Genomic DNA, 17,248 nt, shown 5'->3' with positions numbered 1-17,248 from the left:
CCCAACGTGGGCAGCGACGGCTGCCGGGTGCCGGCCTCGATCCGCTCCACAGTCGAGCGCGGCACACCAGCGAGGGCTGCCATCCGGGCCTGCGTCACGCCGGTCTTGGCCCGGGCAAGCTTCACCAGGTTGGCCGCGAGACCGTGCGAGTCGCGCGCGCGGGTCGGGCCCATCTTCGCCATGAGCTGAGGGTAGCCAAGTGGCAGGTAGGCGACTACCGCGACGTCTCGAGAGCTGCGCTTCCGACACCCGAAAGAATGATCTTGGATACACAACGGGTACACACCAGGACTCGAAAAGGCAGGTCACGATCAATCATGGCCGTACGCCGACTTGGCCTCTGACCTGCTCCTTCAGTCAAACCCAATCATGATCGACACCGCATGGCACGTCCATGTCGAACAGCACGGCCCGCAACGCGCTGGAGCGGCCCCGGGGCAGGGGCCCGCCGCGAGCTTGCGAGCGGTGAGGGGCACCGGGGTCCTTCATTCGTCCTCGGTGCGGTAGCCGAGGTTCGGTGAGAGCCACCGTTCCGCCTCGGCGACCGACCAGCCCTTGCGCTGCGCGTAGTCCTCGACCTGGTCGCGGCCGACGCGGCCCAGCACGAAGTACCGGGATTGCGGGTGCGCGAAGTACAGACCGCTCACCGCCGCACCCGGCCACATCGCCATGCTCTCGGTGAGCTCGATGCCGGTGGTCGCCTCGACGTTGAGCAGCTCCCAGATGGTCCGCTTCTCGGTGTGCTCCGGGCATGCGGGGTACCCCGGCGCCGGGCGGATCCCGGCGTACTTCTCAGCGATGAGCGCGTCGCCTTCCAGCGCCTCGTCGGGCGCGTACGCCCAGAACTCCTTGCGCACCCGCTCGTGCAGCCGCTCGGCGAACGCCTCGGCCAGCCGGTCGGCCAGCGACTCCAGCAAGATCGCGCTGTAGTCGTCGTTGTCCTTCTTGAACTGCGCGACCTTCGCCGCCGAGCCGAGACCCGCGGTGACGGCGAAGGCCCCGACGTGGTCGCGTAGGCCGGTGTCCTTGGGCGCGACGAAGTCGGCCAGTGACTTGCGGGCCGACCCGTCACGGCCCTCGGTCTGCTGACGCAGCTGGTGCAGGGTGGCCCGGACGGCGGTGCGCGAATCGTCGGTGTAGACCTCGATGTCGTCGCCGTCCACCTGGTTGGCCGGGAACAGACCGAACACCCCGCTGGCCTGCAGCCACTTCTCCGCGATCAGCTGGTCGAGCATGAGCTGGGCGTCCTCGTACAGCCGCCGGGCCACCTCGCCGGTCACCGGGTTGTGCAGGATGTCGGGGAACCGGCCGCGCATCTCCCAGGCGTTGAAGAACGGCTGCCAGTCGATGTAGCCGCGCAGCTCCTCGAGGGAGTAGTCCGGGAAGGTCTTGACGAACTGGGTCGCCCGGCCGTGCAGATGGTCGCAATCCGGCCCCGAGCACACGTCTTTGGCCTGCTGCAGCAGCATCCGCGGCCGCGGGGGCTGGTAGTCGCTCCAGTCGATCGGGGTCGCCGCGGCACGCGCGGCGGAGATCGGCAGCATCGAGCGGGTGTCCTGACGGGCGGCGTGCCGCTCGCGCAGCGCCGCGTAGTCGGCCTCGACCTCGGCGAGCAGCTTCGGACGCTGCTCGTCCGACAGCAGGGCGGCGACGACCGGCACCGACCGTGAGGCGTCCTTCACCCAGATGACCGGACCGTGGTACTTCTGCGCCACCTTCACCGCCGTGTGCGCGCGCGAGGTGGTGGCGCCGCCGATCAGCAGTGGGATCTCGAACCCCTGCCGCTCCATCTCCGACGCCACGTTCACCATCTCGTCCAGCGACGGCGTGATGAGGCCGGACAGGCCGATGAAGTCGGCGCCCTCCTCCTTGGCGGCGTCGAGCACCCGCTGCGCGGGCACCATCACCCCGAGGTCGACGACGTCGTAGTTGTTGCACTGCAGGACGACGCCGACGATGTTCTTGCCGATGTCGTGGACGTCGCCCTTGACGGTGGCCATGATGACCTTGCCGTTGCTGCGCTCGACGTCGCCGGGCTGCTTCTCGGCCTCGATGAACGGGATCAGGTAGCCGACGGCCTTCTTCATCACGCGCGCGGACTTCACCACCTGCGGCAGGAACATCTTCCCGGCACCGAACAGGTCACCGACGACGTTCATGCCGTCCATCAGCGGGCCCTCGATGACCTCGATCGGACGGCCGCCCCGGGCGCTGATCTCCGCGCGCAGTTCCTCGGCGTCGGCCTCGGCGAACTCGTCGATGCCCTTCACCAGCGCGTGCGTGATGCGCTCGCCGACCGGCAGTGCCCGCCACTCCTCGGTGGCGACCTCCTTGACCGAGCCGTCGCCGGCGAAGTCGCCGGCGATCTCCAGGAGGCGCTCGGTGCTGTCCGGGCGGCGGTTGAGGATGACGTCCTCGATGCGCTCACGCAGCAGCGGGGGCACCTGGTCGTAGATCTCCAGGGCGCCGGCGTTGACGATCCCCATGTCCATGCCGGCCGCGATCGCGTGGTAGAGGAACACGGCGTGGATGGCCTCGCGTACGGGGTTGTTGCCGCGGAAGGAGAACGAGACGTTCGAGACGCCGCCGGAGACCAGCGCGCCGGGCAGGTTCTCCTTGATCCAGCGGGTGGCCTCGATGTAGTCCAACCCGTAGCGTGCGTGCTCCTCGATCCCCGTCGCCACCGCGAAGGCGTTGGGGTCGAAGATGATGTCCTCGGCGGGGAACCCGACGTCCCGGGTGAGGATGTCGTAGGCCCGCCGGCAGACCTGCGTGCGGCGCTCCAGGTCATCGGCCTGGCCGTCCTCGTCGAAGGCCATGACCACCACCGCAGCCCCGTACTTGCGGCACAGCCGGGCTTCGCGGACGAACTTCTCCTCGCCCTCCTTGAGGGAGATCGAGTTGACGATCGACTTGCCCTGGACGCACTTGAGCCCGGCCTCGATGACCTCCCACTTCGAGGAGTCGATCATCGTCGGCACCCGGCAGATGTCGGGCTCGGTGGCGACCAGCTTGGTGAAGCGGTCCATCGCCTCGACGCCGTCGATCATCCCCTCGTCCATGTTGATGTCGATGATTTGTGCGCCGGCCTCGACCTGCTGGCGCGCGACGGCGAGCGCGGCGGGGTAGTCACCGGCCTTGATCAGGTTGCGGAAGCGCGCGGACCCGGTGATGTTCGTGCGCTCGCCGACGTTCACGAACAGCGAGTCGCCGTCGATGGTGACCGGCTCCAGGCCGGACAGCCGCAGGGCCGGCCGCACCTCGGCCGGCGTCCGGGGGGCCCTGCCCTCGACCACACCGGCGATCGCAGCGATGTGGGCGGGCGTCGTGCCGCAGCAGCCGCCGACGAGGTTCACGAAGCCGGCCTCGGCGAACTCCTCGAGGACCGCCGCCGTCTCCTCCGGCGACTCGTCGTACTCGCCGAACGCGTTGGGCAGCCCGGCGTTCGGATAGCAGGAGATGAACGTGTCGGCGATCCGGGAGATCTCGGCGATGTAGGGCCTCATCTCCTTGGCGCCGAGTGCACAGTTGAGGCCCACGAGCAGCGGGTCCACGTGCCGCACGGAGTGCCAGAACGCCTCGGTGACCTGGCCGGACAGCGTGCGACCGGAGGCGTCGGTGATGGTGCCGGAGATCATCACCGGCCAGCGGCGCCCCCGCTCCTCGAACAGCGTCTCCAGGGCGAAGATCGCTGCCTTGGCGTTGAGGGTGTCGAAGATGGTCTCGACGAGCAGCACGTCGCAGCCGCCGTCGACGAGGCCGTTGGCCTGTTCCAGGTAGGCCGCGACCAGCTCGTCGTAGCTGACGTTGCGGGCACCGGGGTCGTTCACGTCCGGGGAGATGGACGCCGTGCGGCTGGTCGGGCCGAGCGCGCCGACGACGTAGCGGGGCTTGTCCGGGGTGCGCTCGGTCATCGCGTCGCACTCGCGGCGGGCCAGCCGGGCGGACGCCACGTTGATCTCGTAGGCGAGGTCGGCCATGCCGTAGTCGGCCAGTGATATCCGGGTGGCGTTGAAGGTGTTGGTCTCGAGCAGGTCGGCGCCGGCCGCGAGGTACTCGCGGTGGATGTCGGTGATGATCGCCGGCGCGGTGATGCTGAGCAGGTCGTTGTTGCCCTGCACGTCACTCGGCCAGTCGGTGAACCGCTCGCCGCGGTAGCCCGCCTCGTCCGGCCGGTCCCGCTGGATCGCGGTGCCCATCGCGCCGTCGAGCACCAGGATGCGCTGCCGCAGCTGGGCGGTCAGCACTTCGGTGGCATCGGGGCGGAGCTGCGGGAACTCGGGCACAGGGCGGTCCTCGGCATCGATCGGCAGGGTCACAGAGGCGTCCGGCGCCAGGGCCCTGGCAACTCCGACGGGCGATCAGCCACCTCGTCGTCCTCGGACAGCCTGCCCATGGTCTCACTTCCGGTCGCCTCGGGGGCACACCCCGGGACGGGCGGCACGCGGGCAGCCCCAGGTGCCCCACGACGACCACGGCAGACGACGGGATCGACGTAGGCTCGACGGGTGACCGATCCCGAGTCCGCAGCAGACGACCTGCCTCAGCTGGACGACCCCGTGGTGGTGGTCGCGTTCGAGGGCTGGAACGACGCCGGGGACGCCGCCACCGGCGCGCTCGAGCACCTCGAACTCATCTGGGACGCCACCCCGCTGGCCGCGCTGGACCCCGAGGACTATTACGACTTCCAGGTCAACCGGCCCACTGTCTCCCTGGTCGACGGGATCAGCCGGCGGCTCGAGTGGCCCACCACCCGCATCTCGGTGGCCCGCCCCCACGACAGCGAGCGGGACGTCGTGCTCATCCGCGGCATCGAGCCCAACATGCGCTGGCGGAGCTTCTGCGCCGAGCTGATCGCGATCTGCCAGGAGCTCGGCGCGCAGACCGTCGTCGCTCTCGGCGCTCTGCTGGCCGACACGCCGCACACCCGGCCCACGCCGGTGACCGGCACCGCCTACGACGACGAGTCCGCGGCGAAGTGGGGCCTGGAGACCTCCCGCTACGAGGGCCCGACCGGCATCCTGGGCGTCTTCCAGGACGCCTGCGTCCAGGCCGGCGTGCCGGCGGTGAGCTTCTGGGCCGCCGTGCCGCACTACGTGTCCCAGCCGCCCTCGCCGCGGGCCACGGTAGCGCTGCTCCAGCGGGTCGAGGAGGTCCTGGAGGTCACGGTGCCGCTGGGCGCTCTGCCGCAGCAGGCCGAGGAGTGGGTCACCACCGTCGACGAGATGGCCCAGGAGGACGACGAGGTCGTGGAGTACGTGCGCTCCCTGGAGGAACGGGCGACGGCCACCGACCTCTCACAGACCAGCGGCGACTCGATTGCCCGGGAGTTCGAGCGGTACCTGCGCCGCCGGGGGCCGTCCGCCAGCTGAAGAAGGACCCCCCTCCTCCCCACCCCTCGCAAGCTCGGGGCGGTGCCCTGGAGGGGGGCCTACGGCGTGACGAGCAGCGGCCGCATCCGGGTCCCGGCGGTGTCGTCGAAGAGCCGGTCGTGGGTGGCCAGGGCGAACCGGTCGGTCATCCCGGTCACGTAGTCGACCACCTGGGTGACCGGGTCGGCCTCGGTGTCGCGGTAGCTGGCCGGGATGAGCTCGGGGTGGGCCAGGTGGTGGTCGACCAGCCGGCGGATGACCTCGATGGCCACGTGCTTCTGCCCGGCCGCGGTGTCGGACTCGTAGACCCGCTCGAACATGAAGGTGCGGAACTCGTCCATCGCCGCCAGCGCGTCGGCGCCCATGACGACGGCGCCAGTGGTGTTGGCCGGGGACAGCGTGCCGTCGACGACCGCCTCGATCATCGCACCGACCATCTGGCTCCCCGGGTCGCCGAAGACCGAACGGGTGCGGGCGGGCAGGTCGCGCACCTGCAGCACCCCGGCCCGGACGGCGTCCAGGGCGTCGTGGGACAGGTAGCCGATCCGGTCGGCGAACCGCACGCACTCCCCTTCGCGGGTGGCCGGCGGCGGCGTGATCTTCCAACTGTGGGCGCGCACGCCGTCGCGGACCTCCCAGGTGAGGTTGAGGTCCTCGAGCACCTCCACGATCCGCACCCCCTGGGCGGCGTGGTGCCAGCCGCCGGGCACGTAGGGGTCCAGCGCCTCCTCGCCGATGTGGCCGAAGGGCGAGTGCCCGACGTCGTGGCCCAGCGCGATGGCCTCGGCGAGGGTCTCGTTGAGGCTGAGCGCTTCGGCGAGCGAGCGGGCCACCTGCGTGACCTGCAGCGTGTGGGAGAGCCGGGTGACGAAGTGGTCGCCGTCGGGGTGCAGGAAGACCTGGGTCTTGTGCTTGAGCCGGCGGAAGGCCTTGGCGTGCAGGATCCGGTCGCGGTCCCGCTCGTAGGCGGTGCGCAACGCGTCCTCCGGCTCGGCTCGCGCGCGCCCGCGGGTGCGCACCGACCGGGCCGCCGCCGGGGCCAGCTGCTCCTCGGCCCGCTCCCGGGTGGCCCGGTCGGCCAGCCGGTACGGGGACGCCACCCCCTCCACGCCTACAGCGCGATCCCGAGGAGCGCGTCGACGACGTCGCGGACGACGGTCGGCGACTGTTCGTCCCAGTCGTCCAGAGACGCAGCGGCGGGCGGAGCGTCACCCGAGGCGGCCGGGGCCAGGGTGGCCGAGGCCCAGGCGTCGACGGCAGCGAGGGCGCCCGGTGTGTCGAGGTCGTCGGTGAGCCGCTCGCGGACCGCGGCGAGCACCGGGCCGGCCGGTGCGCCGAGCGGAAGCTCCGTGGCGCGGCGCCAGGTGTCGAGCCGGGCCAGCGCCGCGGTGAGCAGGTCGGGGGTCCAGGCGCGGTCGGTGCGGTAGTGGCCCGACAGCAGCGCCAGCCGTACGCCCATCGGGTCGACGCCGTCGCCGCGCAGCCGGGAGACGAACACCAGGTTGCCCCGGCTCTTGCTCATCTTCTTGCCGTCCAGACCGATCATGGCCGCGTGCACGTAGGCCCGGGCGAACGGCTTGGTGGCGGTGAGCGCCTCGGCGTGCACGGCGGAGTACTCGTGGTGCGGAAACACCAGGTCGCTGCCGCCGCCCTGCACGTCGAAGCCCATGCCGATGGTGTCCAGCGCGATCGAGGCGCACTCCACGTGCCAGCCGGGGCGGCCGGGGACCCCGCGCGGTCCCGGCCAGGACGGTTCGCCCTCCCGTACCCCGCGCCACAGCAGCGGGTCCAGGGCGTTCCGCTTCCCGGCCCGGTCGGGGTCTCCCCCGCGCTCGGCCGACAGCCGGAGCATCGTCGCCTCGTCATAGCCGGACTCGGTGCCGAACCCGGGCGCCTGGGCGATGTCGTGGTAGACGTCGCCGGTGCCGTCGTCGAGGGAGTAGGCGAGGTTCGCGTCCCAGAGGGCCTCCACGTGGGCGGCGATCCGCGGGATGGACTCCACCGCGCCCACGTAGTCCTCCGGCGGGAGGACGCGCAGGGCGGTCATGTCCTCGCGGAACAGCGCGGTCTCCCGCATGCCGAGGACGATCCAGTCCTCCCCGTCGCGGTTCGCCCGCTCGAACAGCGGATCGTCGGCGTCGGTGACGTTCTGCACGTAGTGCACCGCGTGCCCGGCATCGCGCCAGACCCGGTTGACCAGGTCGAAGGCCAGGTAGGTGGCCGCGTGGCCGAGGTGGGTCGCGTCGTAGGGGGTGATCCCGCAGACGTACATCCGCGCCGTCCGGTCCGGGGAGATCTCGACCACCTCGCCGCGGGCGGTGTCGAACAGCCGCAGGGCAGGACCTGCCCCGGGCAGGGTCGGCAGGAGGGGGGCAGGCCAGCTGAGCACGGGTCGAGCCTAGAGCCGGGCATCGACAGGGACGGCGAGCGGCCCGTTCGGTGCCCGGCCGTAGGTTGCCGACCGACGGCTGGATCGGTGCCCACCCGAGGAGGAACGATGGACCGCGACGCGTACCTGGCGACCCTGCACGAGGAGAACGCCCGGTTCGCCGCGGCCGCGGCGGCGGCGGCCCGGCAGCAGCACGGCTGGCGCCCCCGGGTGCCCGGCTGCCCGGAGTGGGACCTGGCCGACCTGGTCTGGCACCTGGGCGAGGTGCAGCACTTCTGGGGCTGGCTCGTACGCACCAGCGCCACGTCGCCGGCGGGCCACCCCGCGCCGGCCCGCCCGGCGACGAGTCGCTGCTGGACCGGGCCGCAGAGCGGTCCCGCGAGCTGACCGACGCCCTCACCCGTGCCGGGCCGACCGACCCGGTGTGGACGTGGGCGCCCCAGCAGGACGTCGCCTTCGTGCTCCGGCGACAGGCCCAGGAGGGCACCGTGCACCGGGTGGACGCAGAGCAGGTACTCGGCCGGGTCACCGGCATTCCTGCCGAGGTGGCACTGGACGGGCTCGACGAGTGGCTGGAGCTGATGGTGCCGGCGGCGTTCCCGGGCGGGTCCCGACCGGCGTCTTCCCGGTGGTCTTCCGTGCGACCGACGCCGGCGCCGAGCGCGTCGGGTTTCCCGACGCCGATGCCGCTCCCGCGCACACCCTGACCGGCCCGGCCGGTGACCTGCTGCTCATGGCCTGGCGGCGGCTGCCGCTCAGCGCAGTGGTCGTCGAGGGCGACGCGGACAAGGCGGATGCGCTGCTGGCGTCGGTCACGCTCGAGTAGGCCCCGGGTCACGGCCAGGTGGTGGCGTGCCGCTCGAACTCCTCGCGGGTCTGGATGCCGACCACACAGAACACCAGCCCGGCCGGGTCGGTCAGCTGCCAGAAGCTGCCCATGTCGGCCAGCCGGCGGGCACCCAGGGCCTCCAGCCGGGCGACCTCGGCCGGGATGTCGTCGGTCTCGATGTCGACGTGCCAGCGGGGTGGCGTACCGGCGCCGGTGCGCTGCACCTCGACGTGGAACCCGCCGGCGAACGAGCCGAGCGAGCTCCACTTGTCGTCCGTGGGGTCGGTCTTGGCCGAGCGCCCGGTCGCCGCGGACCAGAAGTCCCGGCCGGCGGCGTGCTGATCGGGCGGGAGGTCGAGCAGCAGGATGGCCAGGCGGCTGCGGTGCGGCACGCGATCATGGTCCCTCGGCGACCCGCCCTTGTGCACTTCCCGGTCCTTCAGCGGTCGTCGACACCCCGACAACCGCACACCCGCCGCGCCAGCAGCCTCAGAAGGGGGGCCACGGCAGCGCCGGCCAGTCACCCGAGGGCTCGGGGTGCAGCTGGGTGCGCAACAACTCGGCAACGCGCTGCTGGGTCCGCCGCACCTCGCGCCGGGTGAGGTGCTCGTGCAGCTGCTCGCCCAGGTCGCCGCGGAGGTCGGCGTCCAGCCGTTCCAGCACCGCCAGCGCCGCCACGGGCAGCGGCTTGCCGGCCCAGCGCCACAGCAGGGTGCGCAGCTTCGGGTCGACGGAGAAGCAGATGCCGTGGTCGACGCCGTACACGTGCCCGTCGGCCATCGGAATGATGTGTCCGCCCTTGCGGTCGGCGTTGTTCACGACCGCGTCGAACACCGCCATCCGGCGCAGCCCGGGGTCGTCGCGGCGGACGAACTCGGCGAGGTCGATCCCCGGGTCGGCGTCCATCCAGAGCTGCACCATGCCAAAGCCGAACGGACCGTCGCGCAGCACCGTGGGCGGCACGACGCGCCAGCCGGTCGCCTCGGACACCAGGTGGGCGCTGATCTCCCGGCCGGCGAGGGTTCCGTCGGGGAAGTCCCACAGCGGCCGTTCGCCCGCGACCGGCTTGTAGACGCACTCCCTGGCCAGGGTGTCGGTGCGGATGGCACCGATCAGGGTCACGTTGCTGGCGTCCAGCAGCCGGCCCTCGAGGTCCAGCTCGCCCTCGGCCAGCAGGGTGGCGACCTCGGCGTCGTCCGCGGGCGGGCGGCGGTCGCCGTGGTCGAAACCGCCCAGGTCGAGCTCGACGACGTCGCCGTCCTCGTGCTCGGGCTGTTCGCTCATCGGAGGAGGACCACGATCAGCGCCGGTAGCCGTTCTGCCGCGGGCACACGTGGCCCGCCGGGTCCAGCGGCAGCGAGCACAGCGGGCAGGCCGGCCGGCCGGCGGCGACCACCCGGCGGGCCCGGGCCACGAAGGCCCGCGCCGCGGCCGGGGTGATGATCACGCGCAGCGCGTCGGGCCCCTCCTCGCTGTCGGAGAGGATGGCGTCCTCCTCGACCGGCTCCTCGCCGGCTGCCACGGCCTCGACGACGACCGCGTCGGCCTCGCCGTCCCAGGCCAGACCCATCGCGGCGACCCGGAACTCCTCGTCCACCGGCGCGGTGAGCGGCTCGAGGTCGTCGACCTCGACGTCGGGCGGCACGAGCACGGTCGCCCGGGTGGCGACCTCGTCGAGCAGCTCGCTCATCCGCTCGGCCAGCACCTGGACCTGCGACTTCTCCAGCGCGACGCTGATCGTCCGGCCGCCTCCGTCGGCGGCCTGCAGGTAGAACGTGCGGTCGCCGGGCTGGCCGACGGTCCCCGCGACGAATCGGCTGGGACGGTCGAAATGGAAGACCTGACGGGGCACGCGCTCAGGTTACGCGGACCAGGGGCCGCGCAGGTGCGGCCAGCCGATCAGGCCGGGGTGCCGGCCCCGCCACCGACGACGGCGTCGGAACTCGCCGCCCGCCGTCCGCGCCGCTTCTTCTTCGGCGGGATCAGCGCCGACACGTCGCCGCCGGTGTCGTTGACCCGGACCACGAACGGCCGGGTGTCGGTGTAGGTGATCACCGACAGCGAGGCCGGATCGACGACGATCCGTTGGAACTGGTCCAGATGGACGCCGAGCGCGTCGGCCAGGATCGCCTTGATCACGTCGCCGTGGCTGCAGGCCAGCCAGACGGCGTCCGGCCCCAGTGTCGCGTTCCACTCCCGGACGGCGGCCACCGCGCGGGCCTGGGTCTGGGCCAGCCCCTCCCCGTCGGGGCCAGGAAAGACGGCGGCGGACGGGTGCTGCTGGACCACCTTCCACAGCGGCTCCTTGGCCAGCTCCTTGATCGGCCGGCCGGTCCAGTCGCCGTAGCGGGCCTCGCCCAGCCGCTCGTCGACCTGCAGCTCGAGGTCGCGGCCGGCCAGCATCGCCGCTGCGGTCTGCTGGCAGCGCTCGAGCGGGCTGCTGACCACCGCCGCCAGGGGCACTGCGGAGAGCCGCTCGCCCACGGTCCGCACCTGGCCGGCACCGGTCTCGTCGAGCTGGACGCCGGGGGTCCACCCGGCGAGCACGCCGGCGGCGTTGGCCGTCGTCCGGCCGTGGCGCATCAGGAGAACGGTGGTCACGCGGACGAGCCTAGGCGGCCCCCTCCAGGGCACCGCCCCGAGCGTGCGAGGGGTGGGGAGGAGGGGGCCGTTCCTCAGTTCGGGTCGAGGACTCCCGCGCCGACCAGCGCCAGCAGGGCCAGCCCGAGGACCACCCGGTAGACGACGAAGGGCGTGAAGCTGCCGTGCGCCAGGTACCGCAGCAGCCAGGCGATGACGACGTAGCCGACGACGAAGGAGATGACCGTCGCCACCAGCGTGGGTCCCCAGTCGATCCCGCCGTCCAGCGACTGCTGCACCTGGTAGAGCCCCGACCCGAGGACGGCGGGGATGGCCAGCAGGAAGGAGTACCGGGCGGCCGCCTCGCGGGAGTAGCCCAGGAACCGGCCGGCGGTGATGGTGCCGCCGGACCGGGACACCCCGGGGACGAGCGCCAGCGCCTGGGCGGCGCCGTAGATGAGGCCGTGGCGGACGGTGAGGTCGCCGAGCTCGAGGCGGCCGCTGCTGGACCGGTCGGCGGCGTAGAGGATCAGGGAGAAGGCCACCAGCGCGATCGCCACGATCCGCAGGTCACGGAACGTCGTCTCGATCTGGTCCTGCAGCAACAACCCCAGGACGACGATCGGGATGCTGCCGATGATGATCAGCCAGCCCATCCGGGCGTCGGGGTCGCTGCGCCGGTCGCGGTGGGTCAGCGAGGTCAACCAGGCGCGGATGATTCGCACGATGTCGCGCCGGAAGTAGAGGAGCACCGCGAGCTCGGTGCCGATCTGGATGATCGCGGTGAACGCCGCGCCCGGGTCGTCCCAGCCGACGGCATCGCCGACGATGCGCAGGTGCGCGCTGGAGGAGACCGGGATGAACTCGGTCAGCCCCTGCACCAGGCCCAGGACGACGGCCTCGAACCAGCCCACGGGTCAGTCCCGCCGGGCCGGGACGGAGGCGGACGGAGCGGCGTCGGGTTGGCGGGACACGGCAGGCACCCTAGGGCGGGCGGCTGGGAAGGACGCGGAACGGGCACCGTCCGCCGCGTCTCGGCGATGACCTGGATGCCCGGTGACCTCAGCCGACGGGACGGCGGGCCACGGTGATCGCGGGGGCACCGGGTGGGGTGGGCAGCGTCCGCACGTCCCCGAGCTCGGCATCGGCCAACCCCTTCCGACCCCCGCCGCACCGGTGTGCTCCGCGGTCGGGCGAGCCGTGGCCCCGGTAGGTTGACCCGTCGTGGAACAGCGGGCGCTCGGACGCAGCGGTCTGGTCGTCTCCCGGCTCGCGCTGGGCACCATGACCTGGGGCCGGGACACCGACGAGGACGAGGCTGCGATGCAGCTGACCGCCTTCGTCGACGCCGGCGGAACGCTGGTCGACACCGCGGACGTCTACGTCGACGGGGAGAGCGAGCGGACCCTCGGCCGGCTGTTGGCCGACGTCGTCCCCCGGACCGACGTGCTGGTCGCCACCAAAGCCGTGGGTCGCACCGGCCCGGGGCCGATGGGGCGGGGAGCCTCCCGCGGGCACCTGCTCGCCGCGCTGGACGCCTCCCTGGAGCGACTGGGCCTGGACCACGTCGACCTGTGGCAGCTGCACTCCTGGGACGACGACACCCCGCTCGAGGAGACGCTGGCGGCCTGCGACCTGGCGGTGAGCTCCGGGCGGACCCGCTACGTCGGGGTCAGCAATTTCACCGGCTGGCAGACCGCCCAGGCCGCCACCCACCAGCGCGCCTGGCCCGGGCGGACCCCGCTGGTCAGCACCCAGATGGAGTACTCGCTGCTGCAGCGCGGCATCGAGCGCGAGGTCGTCCCGGCCGCCGAGGCGCTCGGGCTCGGTGTGCTGCCCTGGTCGCCGCTGGGCCGCGGCCTACTCACCGGCAAGTACCGGCACGCCACCCCGGCCGACTCGCGCGGGGCGTCGGCGCAGTGGTCCGGCTTCATCGACGGTCTCCGCTCGGCCATGTCCGACCGGGTGGTCGAGGCGGTCATCACCGCTGCGCAGGGTCTGGGCACCACGCCGCTGGCGGTGGCGCTGGCCTGGGTGCGGGACCGGCCCGGGGTGGTCGCCCCCGTCGTCGGCGCCCGGACGGCGCAACAGCTGCAGGCCTCGCTGGACGCCGAGGACGTGCGGCTGCCCCCGGCCATCTGCACCGCGCTCGACGACGTGTCCGCCCCGCCGGCCGGGTATCCCGAACGCCGGCCCGGACAGTGACGGCAGCACCCGCCGGCGACCCCGTCTTCGCCGCCTTCTGCGCGGCCGGCCTGTGGCCGGGCCTGGGCAAGCGGACGGCGGCCGATCTCCCGGCGGTCGGCATCACCAGCCCGGACGACGTCGCCGCCGACCGGCTGCTGAAGCTCCCCCGGGTCGGCCGGCAGCGGGCCGAGCGGCTGTTCTCCTCCTTCCTGTCCGCGCAGCCGACCTACTCCGTCGTCGAGCTCCTGGTCGGCGCGGGGCTGAACGCCCGGCTGGCGGTCAACTCCGCCGACGCGCTCGGACCGGACGCCGCCCGCCGGCTGCGCGACGACCCGTGGGCGCTGCTGTCGCTGACCGGCGTAGCCCTGGCCGACGCCGACCGGCTGGCCATCGCCGTGCTGTCCGGTGCCGACCGGCAGGACACCCGCCGCGGCCGGGCCATCGTGGCCCTGACCCTGCGCACAGCGACCCGCGACGGGCACACCGTGCTGCCGGCCGACCTGGTGGTCGCCGCGCTGCGGGCCGAGGGCATCGCCGACCCGGCCGCCGCGGTCGCCGCCGCCGTCGAGTCCGGCGAGGTGCTGGAGCACGCAGAAGGACCCCGGTCTTCCCCTCGCTCGCAAGCTCGCGAGGGAACCCTGACCGAGGCCGCGGTCGGGGACGACGCCGAGCTCCCCGAGCCCGCAGAAGGACCCCGGTCTCCCCTCCACTCGCAAGCTCGCGAGGGAACCGGGACCGAGGCCTCACGCACGCTCTCGCTGGCCCGCTACGGCATGGCCGAGGAGGCGGTCGCGGAGAACGTGCACCGGCTGGCCGCGACCAGCGAGCGGATCGCCGACCCGGCCTCGGTGCGGTCGGTGGCCAAGGGGCTGGACCCGGCGCAGCAGGCCGCCCTCGCGCAGGTGCTGGGTGCGGGGGTCTCGTTGCTGACCGGCGGACCGGGCACCGGCAAGAGCCGCACCGTGGCCTCGCTGGTCAAGCTGCTGGAGGCCAAGGGCACGGAGGTGGCGCTGGCCGCCCCGACCGGCCGGGCCGCGAAGCGGCTGGAGGAGCTGACCGACCACCCCGCGGTGACCGTGCACCGGCTGCTGGGCGCCCAGGGCATGACCGGCAGCTTCGCCCGCAACGAGGAGTGGCCGCTGGACGCCGACGTGGTGGTCGTCGACGAGGCCTCGATGCTGGACGTCGAGCTGACCGCGGCCCTGCTGGAGGCCTGTTCCGACGGCACGCACCTGCTGCTGGTCGGCGATCCGGCGCAGCTGCCCTCGATCGGTCCCGGGCACGTGCTCGGCGACCTGATCGACTCCGGCGTCGTCCCGGTCACCGAGCTGACCACCCTGCACCGCCAGGCCGCCGGTGGCGCGATCGCCCGGCTGGCCACCGGCGTGCGCGGCGGGGAGCTGGTGCACGTCGAGTCCCCGGACCGGGAGGTGGTGATCGTCCCGGCCACCGGCAGCGCCGAGGCCGCCCGGCGGGTCGTGCAGCTGGTCACCGACTCCATCCCGCGGGCGCTGCAGATCGACCCGTCGGCGGTCCAGGTGGTCACCCCGGTGCACCGCGGGCCGGCCGGGACGATCGAGCTGAACAAGGCACTGAAGGCCAAGCTCAACCCCGGCGACGGAACGGTGTTCGGCTTCGACGTCGGCGACCGGGTGGTGGCCACCGCCAACCACCTCGACCTGGAGCCGGTCGGCTTCGCCAACGGTGAGGTCGGGGTGGTCACCGGCACCGGCGAGGGATCACTGGACATCGCCTTCGCCTCCGGACCGGTGAACGTCAACGGCAAGGCGCTGTCGGACCTGAAACACGGCTGGGCGATCACCGTGCACCGGGCGCAGGGCTCCGAGTGGCCCGGGGTCGTCGTGGTGCTCCCGCCGGAGGCCGGCGGGATGCTGTCCCGGCCGCTGGTCTACACCGCGCTCACCCGGGCCCAGCGGCACCTGTCGATCGTGCACGCCAGCGGAGCGGCGCTGGCCCGGGCGGTCCGGGAGGTCGACGTCCGCCCCCGGCGCACCCGGCTGGCGCGACTGCTGGCCGAACTCGCCGACTGAGCGGTTTTGATCATGATCGTCCGGGGCAGATACCAGTCATGGGCATCATCGGATTCCTCGTGTTCGGCTTGGTCGTCGGCGCGCTCGCGCGCCTGATCAAGCCCGGTAAACAGAACCTCAGCATCCTCATGACCCTCGTGCTGGGGGTCGTGGGCTCGTTGATCGGCGGGGTGGTCGCTACTGCGTTGGGCACCGGCGACTTCGGCGAGCTCAACATCCTCGGCGCCATCGTGGCGATCATCGCCGCGGTGCTGCTCATCGGCGTCGCGGAGGGTGTCTCTGGCGGCAGGCGCTCGGTCCGCTGAACCCACCGGGGCGCTGGCCGCGGTCAGCGCCCCGGGCACGACCCCCGCGCGGCGCACAGCAGCCGGTGCGCGGCCGGCCTGTTCGGCGGCCCACGGGCGTCGGCGATCACCCACCGACCGCCCTGCCGGCGCCCTCACAGAGCGGCGCTCTCCCCCTGGGGCGGTCTCGGCCGGCCTCAATCCGTGAGCGCGCACCGAGCCGCCATAGACGTCGCGGTCGCGGCTGGGCTTCACGCGGGCCCAGAAGTGGCGGCCGCCCAACCACCAGGCGAGCAGTGGCAGTCCGATCAGGATGAGGGCCACGGCAACGAAAACTGCAGTCGTGGTGACGCATGGTCCAGCCCTGCTGTCGGCGCAGGTCGTCGTCGCGACGCCGGGATACCCCGGCGTCGTCTCTGCACGCTCTTCGGCCGCGTTGCACGCGTCGCAGTACAGGCAACACATCCAGAGGGCGTGCAGGACACGAAGGCCGGGTGTGACCGACCATCGCGGCATGCGCCGAATGCGGGTCACCGCCGTTCTGTTGCCCCTGACCCTGGCACTGGCCGGTTGTTCCGGTGCCTCCGCCCCCGCGGAGGCACCGGAGCCGCTGGGAGCGGCGGAACCCGCCGACTCCCCCACGCTCATGGCCGAGCCGGCCGGCACCGTCGTGCCGCTGGACCCCGACGCCGAGGGCATGGTCTTCGACCCGGTCACCGGGCTGCTGGCCGTCGCGGTACGCAACCCCAACCGGCTGCTCCTGGTCGACGAGGACACCGGCATGCCGGTACGGGAGGTGCCGCTGCCCGGGCACGCCCGGCACCTGCAGCTCGCCGCGCCCGGCGGCCCGGTGCTCGTACCCGCCGAGGACTCCAACAGCCTGGTCGAGGTGGCGCTGCCGGACGGCGGGACGACGGTGACCCCGGTCGGCAACTACCCGCACGACGCCGCGCGGGTGGCCACTGGCCAGGTGCTGGTGGCCGACGAGAAGGGCGGCACGCTCTCGGTGGTGACCGACGGGACGGTGACGCAGCGGATCACCAGCCAGACCCAGCCGGCCGGGGTGGCCGCCCTGGGCGACGTCGCGGCAGTGGTCGACGTGGGGGCGTTCTCGCTCACTACCTACGACGTCCCGGCCGGCCAACTGGTGGACGTGGTGGACGCCGGGGAGGGTCCGACCCACCTGGTCGCCGACACTCGCGGCCGGTTCCTCGTCGCCGACACCCGGGGCGACGCCGTCCTGACGTTCTCTGCCGACCCGTTGCGGCAGACCGCGCGTTACCCGCTGCCCGGCACTCCCTACGGCCTGGCCTACGACACGACCGACCAGGTGCTGTGGGTGACGCTCACCGCGACCAACGAGGTGGTCGGGCTGTCCACGGCCGGCGACGAGCTGACCGAGGTGGCCCGCTTCCCCACCGTCCGCCAGCCCAACACCGTCGCCGTCGACCCGACCACCGGCCGGGTCTTCGTCGGCAGCCGGGCCACCGGCGAACTGGAGCTCATCGACGTGCGGTGAGTTTCCGGCCCCGCGGCGGTCCCCTTGTCGACAGATC

15 protein-coding genes and 1 pseudogene are annotated in these 17,248 nt (G+C 72.8%); 7 read left to right on the top strand and 9 right to left on the bottom strand.

Features of this window, described 5'->3' with window-relative positions:
• Window positions 1-182: helix-turn-helix transcriptional regulator (locus BLW04_RS18895; RefSeq protein WP_139306906.1), on the bottom strand; the 182-nt coding region annotated here is incomplete at its 3' end.
• A 303-nt stretch (window positions 183-485) separates the two neighbouring features.
• Window positions 486-4,286, bottom strand: coding sequence for a methionine synthase (gene metH / locus BLW04_RS18890; RefSeq protein ID WP_091544852.1), 3,801 nt, complete (start codon window positions 4,284-4,286; stop codon window positions 486-488).
• A gap of 222 nt (window positions 4,287-4,508) precedes the next feature.
• Here metH and BLW04_RS18885 point away from each other — a divergent pair, with 222 nt between their 5' ends.
• Window positions 4,509-5,372, top strand: a complete 864-nt coding sequence (locus tag BLW04_RS18885; protein ID WP_091544839.1) for a PAC2 family protein — start codon at window positions 4,509-4,511, stop codon at window positions 5,370-5,372.
• A gap of 59 nt (window positions 5,373-5,431) precedes the next feature.
• On the opposite strand, the gene BLW04_RS18880 is transcribed toward BLW04_RS18885, so the two are convergent.
• Window positions 5,432-6,481 carry an HD domain-containing protein gene (locus BLW04_RS18880; RefSeq protein ID WP_254781784.1) on the bottom strand — a complete coding sequence of 350 codons (1,050 nt, stop codon included), beginning with the start codon at window positions 6,479-6,481 and terminating at the stop codon, window positions 5,432-5,434.
• 2 nt (window positions 6,482-6,483) lie between these two features.
• Window positions 6,484-7,761, bottom strand: a complete 1,278-nt coding sequence (gene mshC, locus BLW04_RS18875) for a cysteine--1-D-myo-inosityl 2-amino-2-deoxy-alpha-D-glucopyranoside ligase (RefSeq protein WP_091544838.1) — start codon at window positions 7,759-7,761, stop codon at window positions 6,484-6,486.
• Between the two features lie 108 nt (window positions 7,762-7,869).
• Here mshC and BLW04_RS28675 point away from each other — a divergent pair.
• Both BLW04_RS28675 and BLW04_RS29750 read left to right on the top strand, forming a co-directional pair.
• A pseudogene (locus BLW04_RS28675) lies at window positions 7,870-8,207 on the top strand (maleylpyruvate isomerase N-terminal domain-containing protein); the annotation flags it as partial.
• 122 nt (window positions 8,208-8,329) lie between these two features.
• A complete protein-coding gene (locus BLW04_RS29750; RefSeq protein ID WP_254781782.1) occupies window positions 8,330-8,587 on the top strand; it encodes a hypothetical protein in 258 nt (85 codons plus the stop codon).
• A gap of 8 nt (window positions 8,588-8,595) precedes the next feature.
• Here the strand turns inward: BLW04_RS29750 and BLW04_RS18865 are convergent, their stop codons facing one another.
• The 5 genes from BLW04_RS18865 to BLW04_RS18845 form a co-directional block, all read right to left on the bottom strand.
• A complete protein-coding gene (locus tag BLW04_RS18865; protein WP_091544836.1) occupies window positions 8,596-8,982 on the bottom strand; it encodes a VOC family protein in 387 nt (128 codons plus the stop codon).
• 97 nt (window positions 8,983-9,079) lie between these two features.
• The gene (locus BLW04_RS18860) at window positions 9,080-9,874 is read right to left on the bottom strand and encodes an SCO1664 family protein (RefSeq protein WP_091544834.1); all 795 of its coding nucleotides are present in this window, start codon (window positions 9,872-9,874) and stop codon (window positions 9,080-9,082) included.
• 16 nt (window positions 9,875-9,890) lie between these two features.
• Entirely contained in the window at window positions 9,891-10,442 is a 552-nt protein-coding gene (locus BLW04_RS18855) for a DUF3090 family protein (protein ID WP_091544832.1), read from the bottom strand.
• Window positions 10,443-10,489: 47 nt separating this feature from the next.
• A complete protein-coding gene (locus BLW04_RS18850; RefSeq protein WP_091544830.1) occupies window positions 10,490-11,191 on the bottom strand; it encodes a histidine phosphatase family protein in 702 nt (233 codons plus the stop codon).
• Between the two features lie 74 nt (window positions 11,192-11,265).
• Window positions 11,266-12,084, bottom strand: coding sequence for an undecaprenyl-diphosphate phosphatase (locus BLW04_RS18845; RefSeq protein ID WP_091544828.1), 819 nt, complete (start codon window positions 12,082-12,084; stop codon window positions 11,266-11,268).
• Window positions 12,085-12,394: 310 nt separating this feature from the next.
• Between BLW04_RS18845 and BLW04_RS18840 the strand changes: the two genes are divergently transcribed.
• From BLW04_RS18840 to BLW04_RS18825, 4 genes are all read left to right on the top strand, one after another.
• On the top strand, window positions 12,395-13,375 hold the full coding sequence (locus tag BLW04_RS18840) for an aldo/keto reductase (RefSeq protein WP_091544826.1): 981 nt from the start codon (window positions 12,395-12,397) through the stop codon (window positions 13,373-13,375).
• Window positions 13,372-15,408, top strand: a complete 2,037-nt coding sequence (locus BLW04_RS18835) for an AAA family ATPase (RefSeq protein ID WP_091544824.1) — start codon at window positions 13,372-13,374, stop codon at window positions 15,406-15,408. The genes BLW04_RS18840 and BLW04_RS18835 overlap by 4 nt, the downstream gene beginning before the upstream one ends.
• Before the next feature lie 38 nt (window positions 15,409-15,446).
• Window positions 15,447-15,713 (top strand): GlsB/YeaQ/YmgE family stress response membrane protein, encoded by a 267-nt coding sequence (locus BLW04_RS18830; RefSeq protein ID WP_217631117.1) that lies wholly within the window; start codon window positions 15,447-15,449, stop codon window positions 15,711-15,713.
• 493 nt (window positions 15,714-16,206) lie between these two features.
• Window positions 16,207-17,211 carry a YncE family protein gene (locus tag BLW04_RS18825; protein WP_217631116.1) on the top strand — a complete coding sequence of 335 codons (1,005 nt, stop codon included), beginning with the start codon at window positions 16,207-16,209 and terminating at the stop codon, window positions 17,209-17,211.
• Window positions 17,212-17,248 lie beyond the last annotated feature (37 nt).

Origin of the sequence: Modestobacter sp. DSM 44400 (assembly GCF_900107175.1) — a bacterium.
In the GTDB taxonomy this organism is placed as follows: Bacteria; Actinomycetota; Actinomycetes; order Mycobacteriales; family Geodermatophilaceae; genus Modestobacter.
Note: the sequence above shows the minus strand (reverse complement) of the source record. Positions and strands in the feature narration are given on the sequence as shown.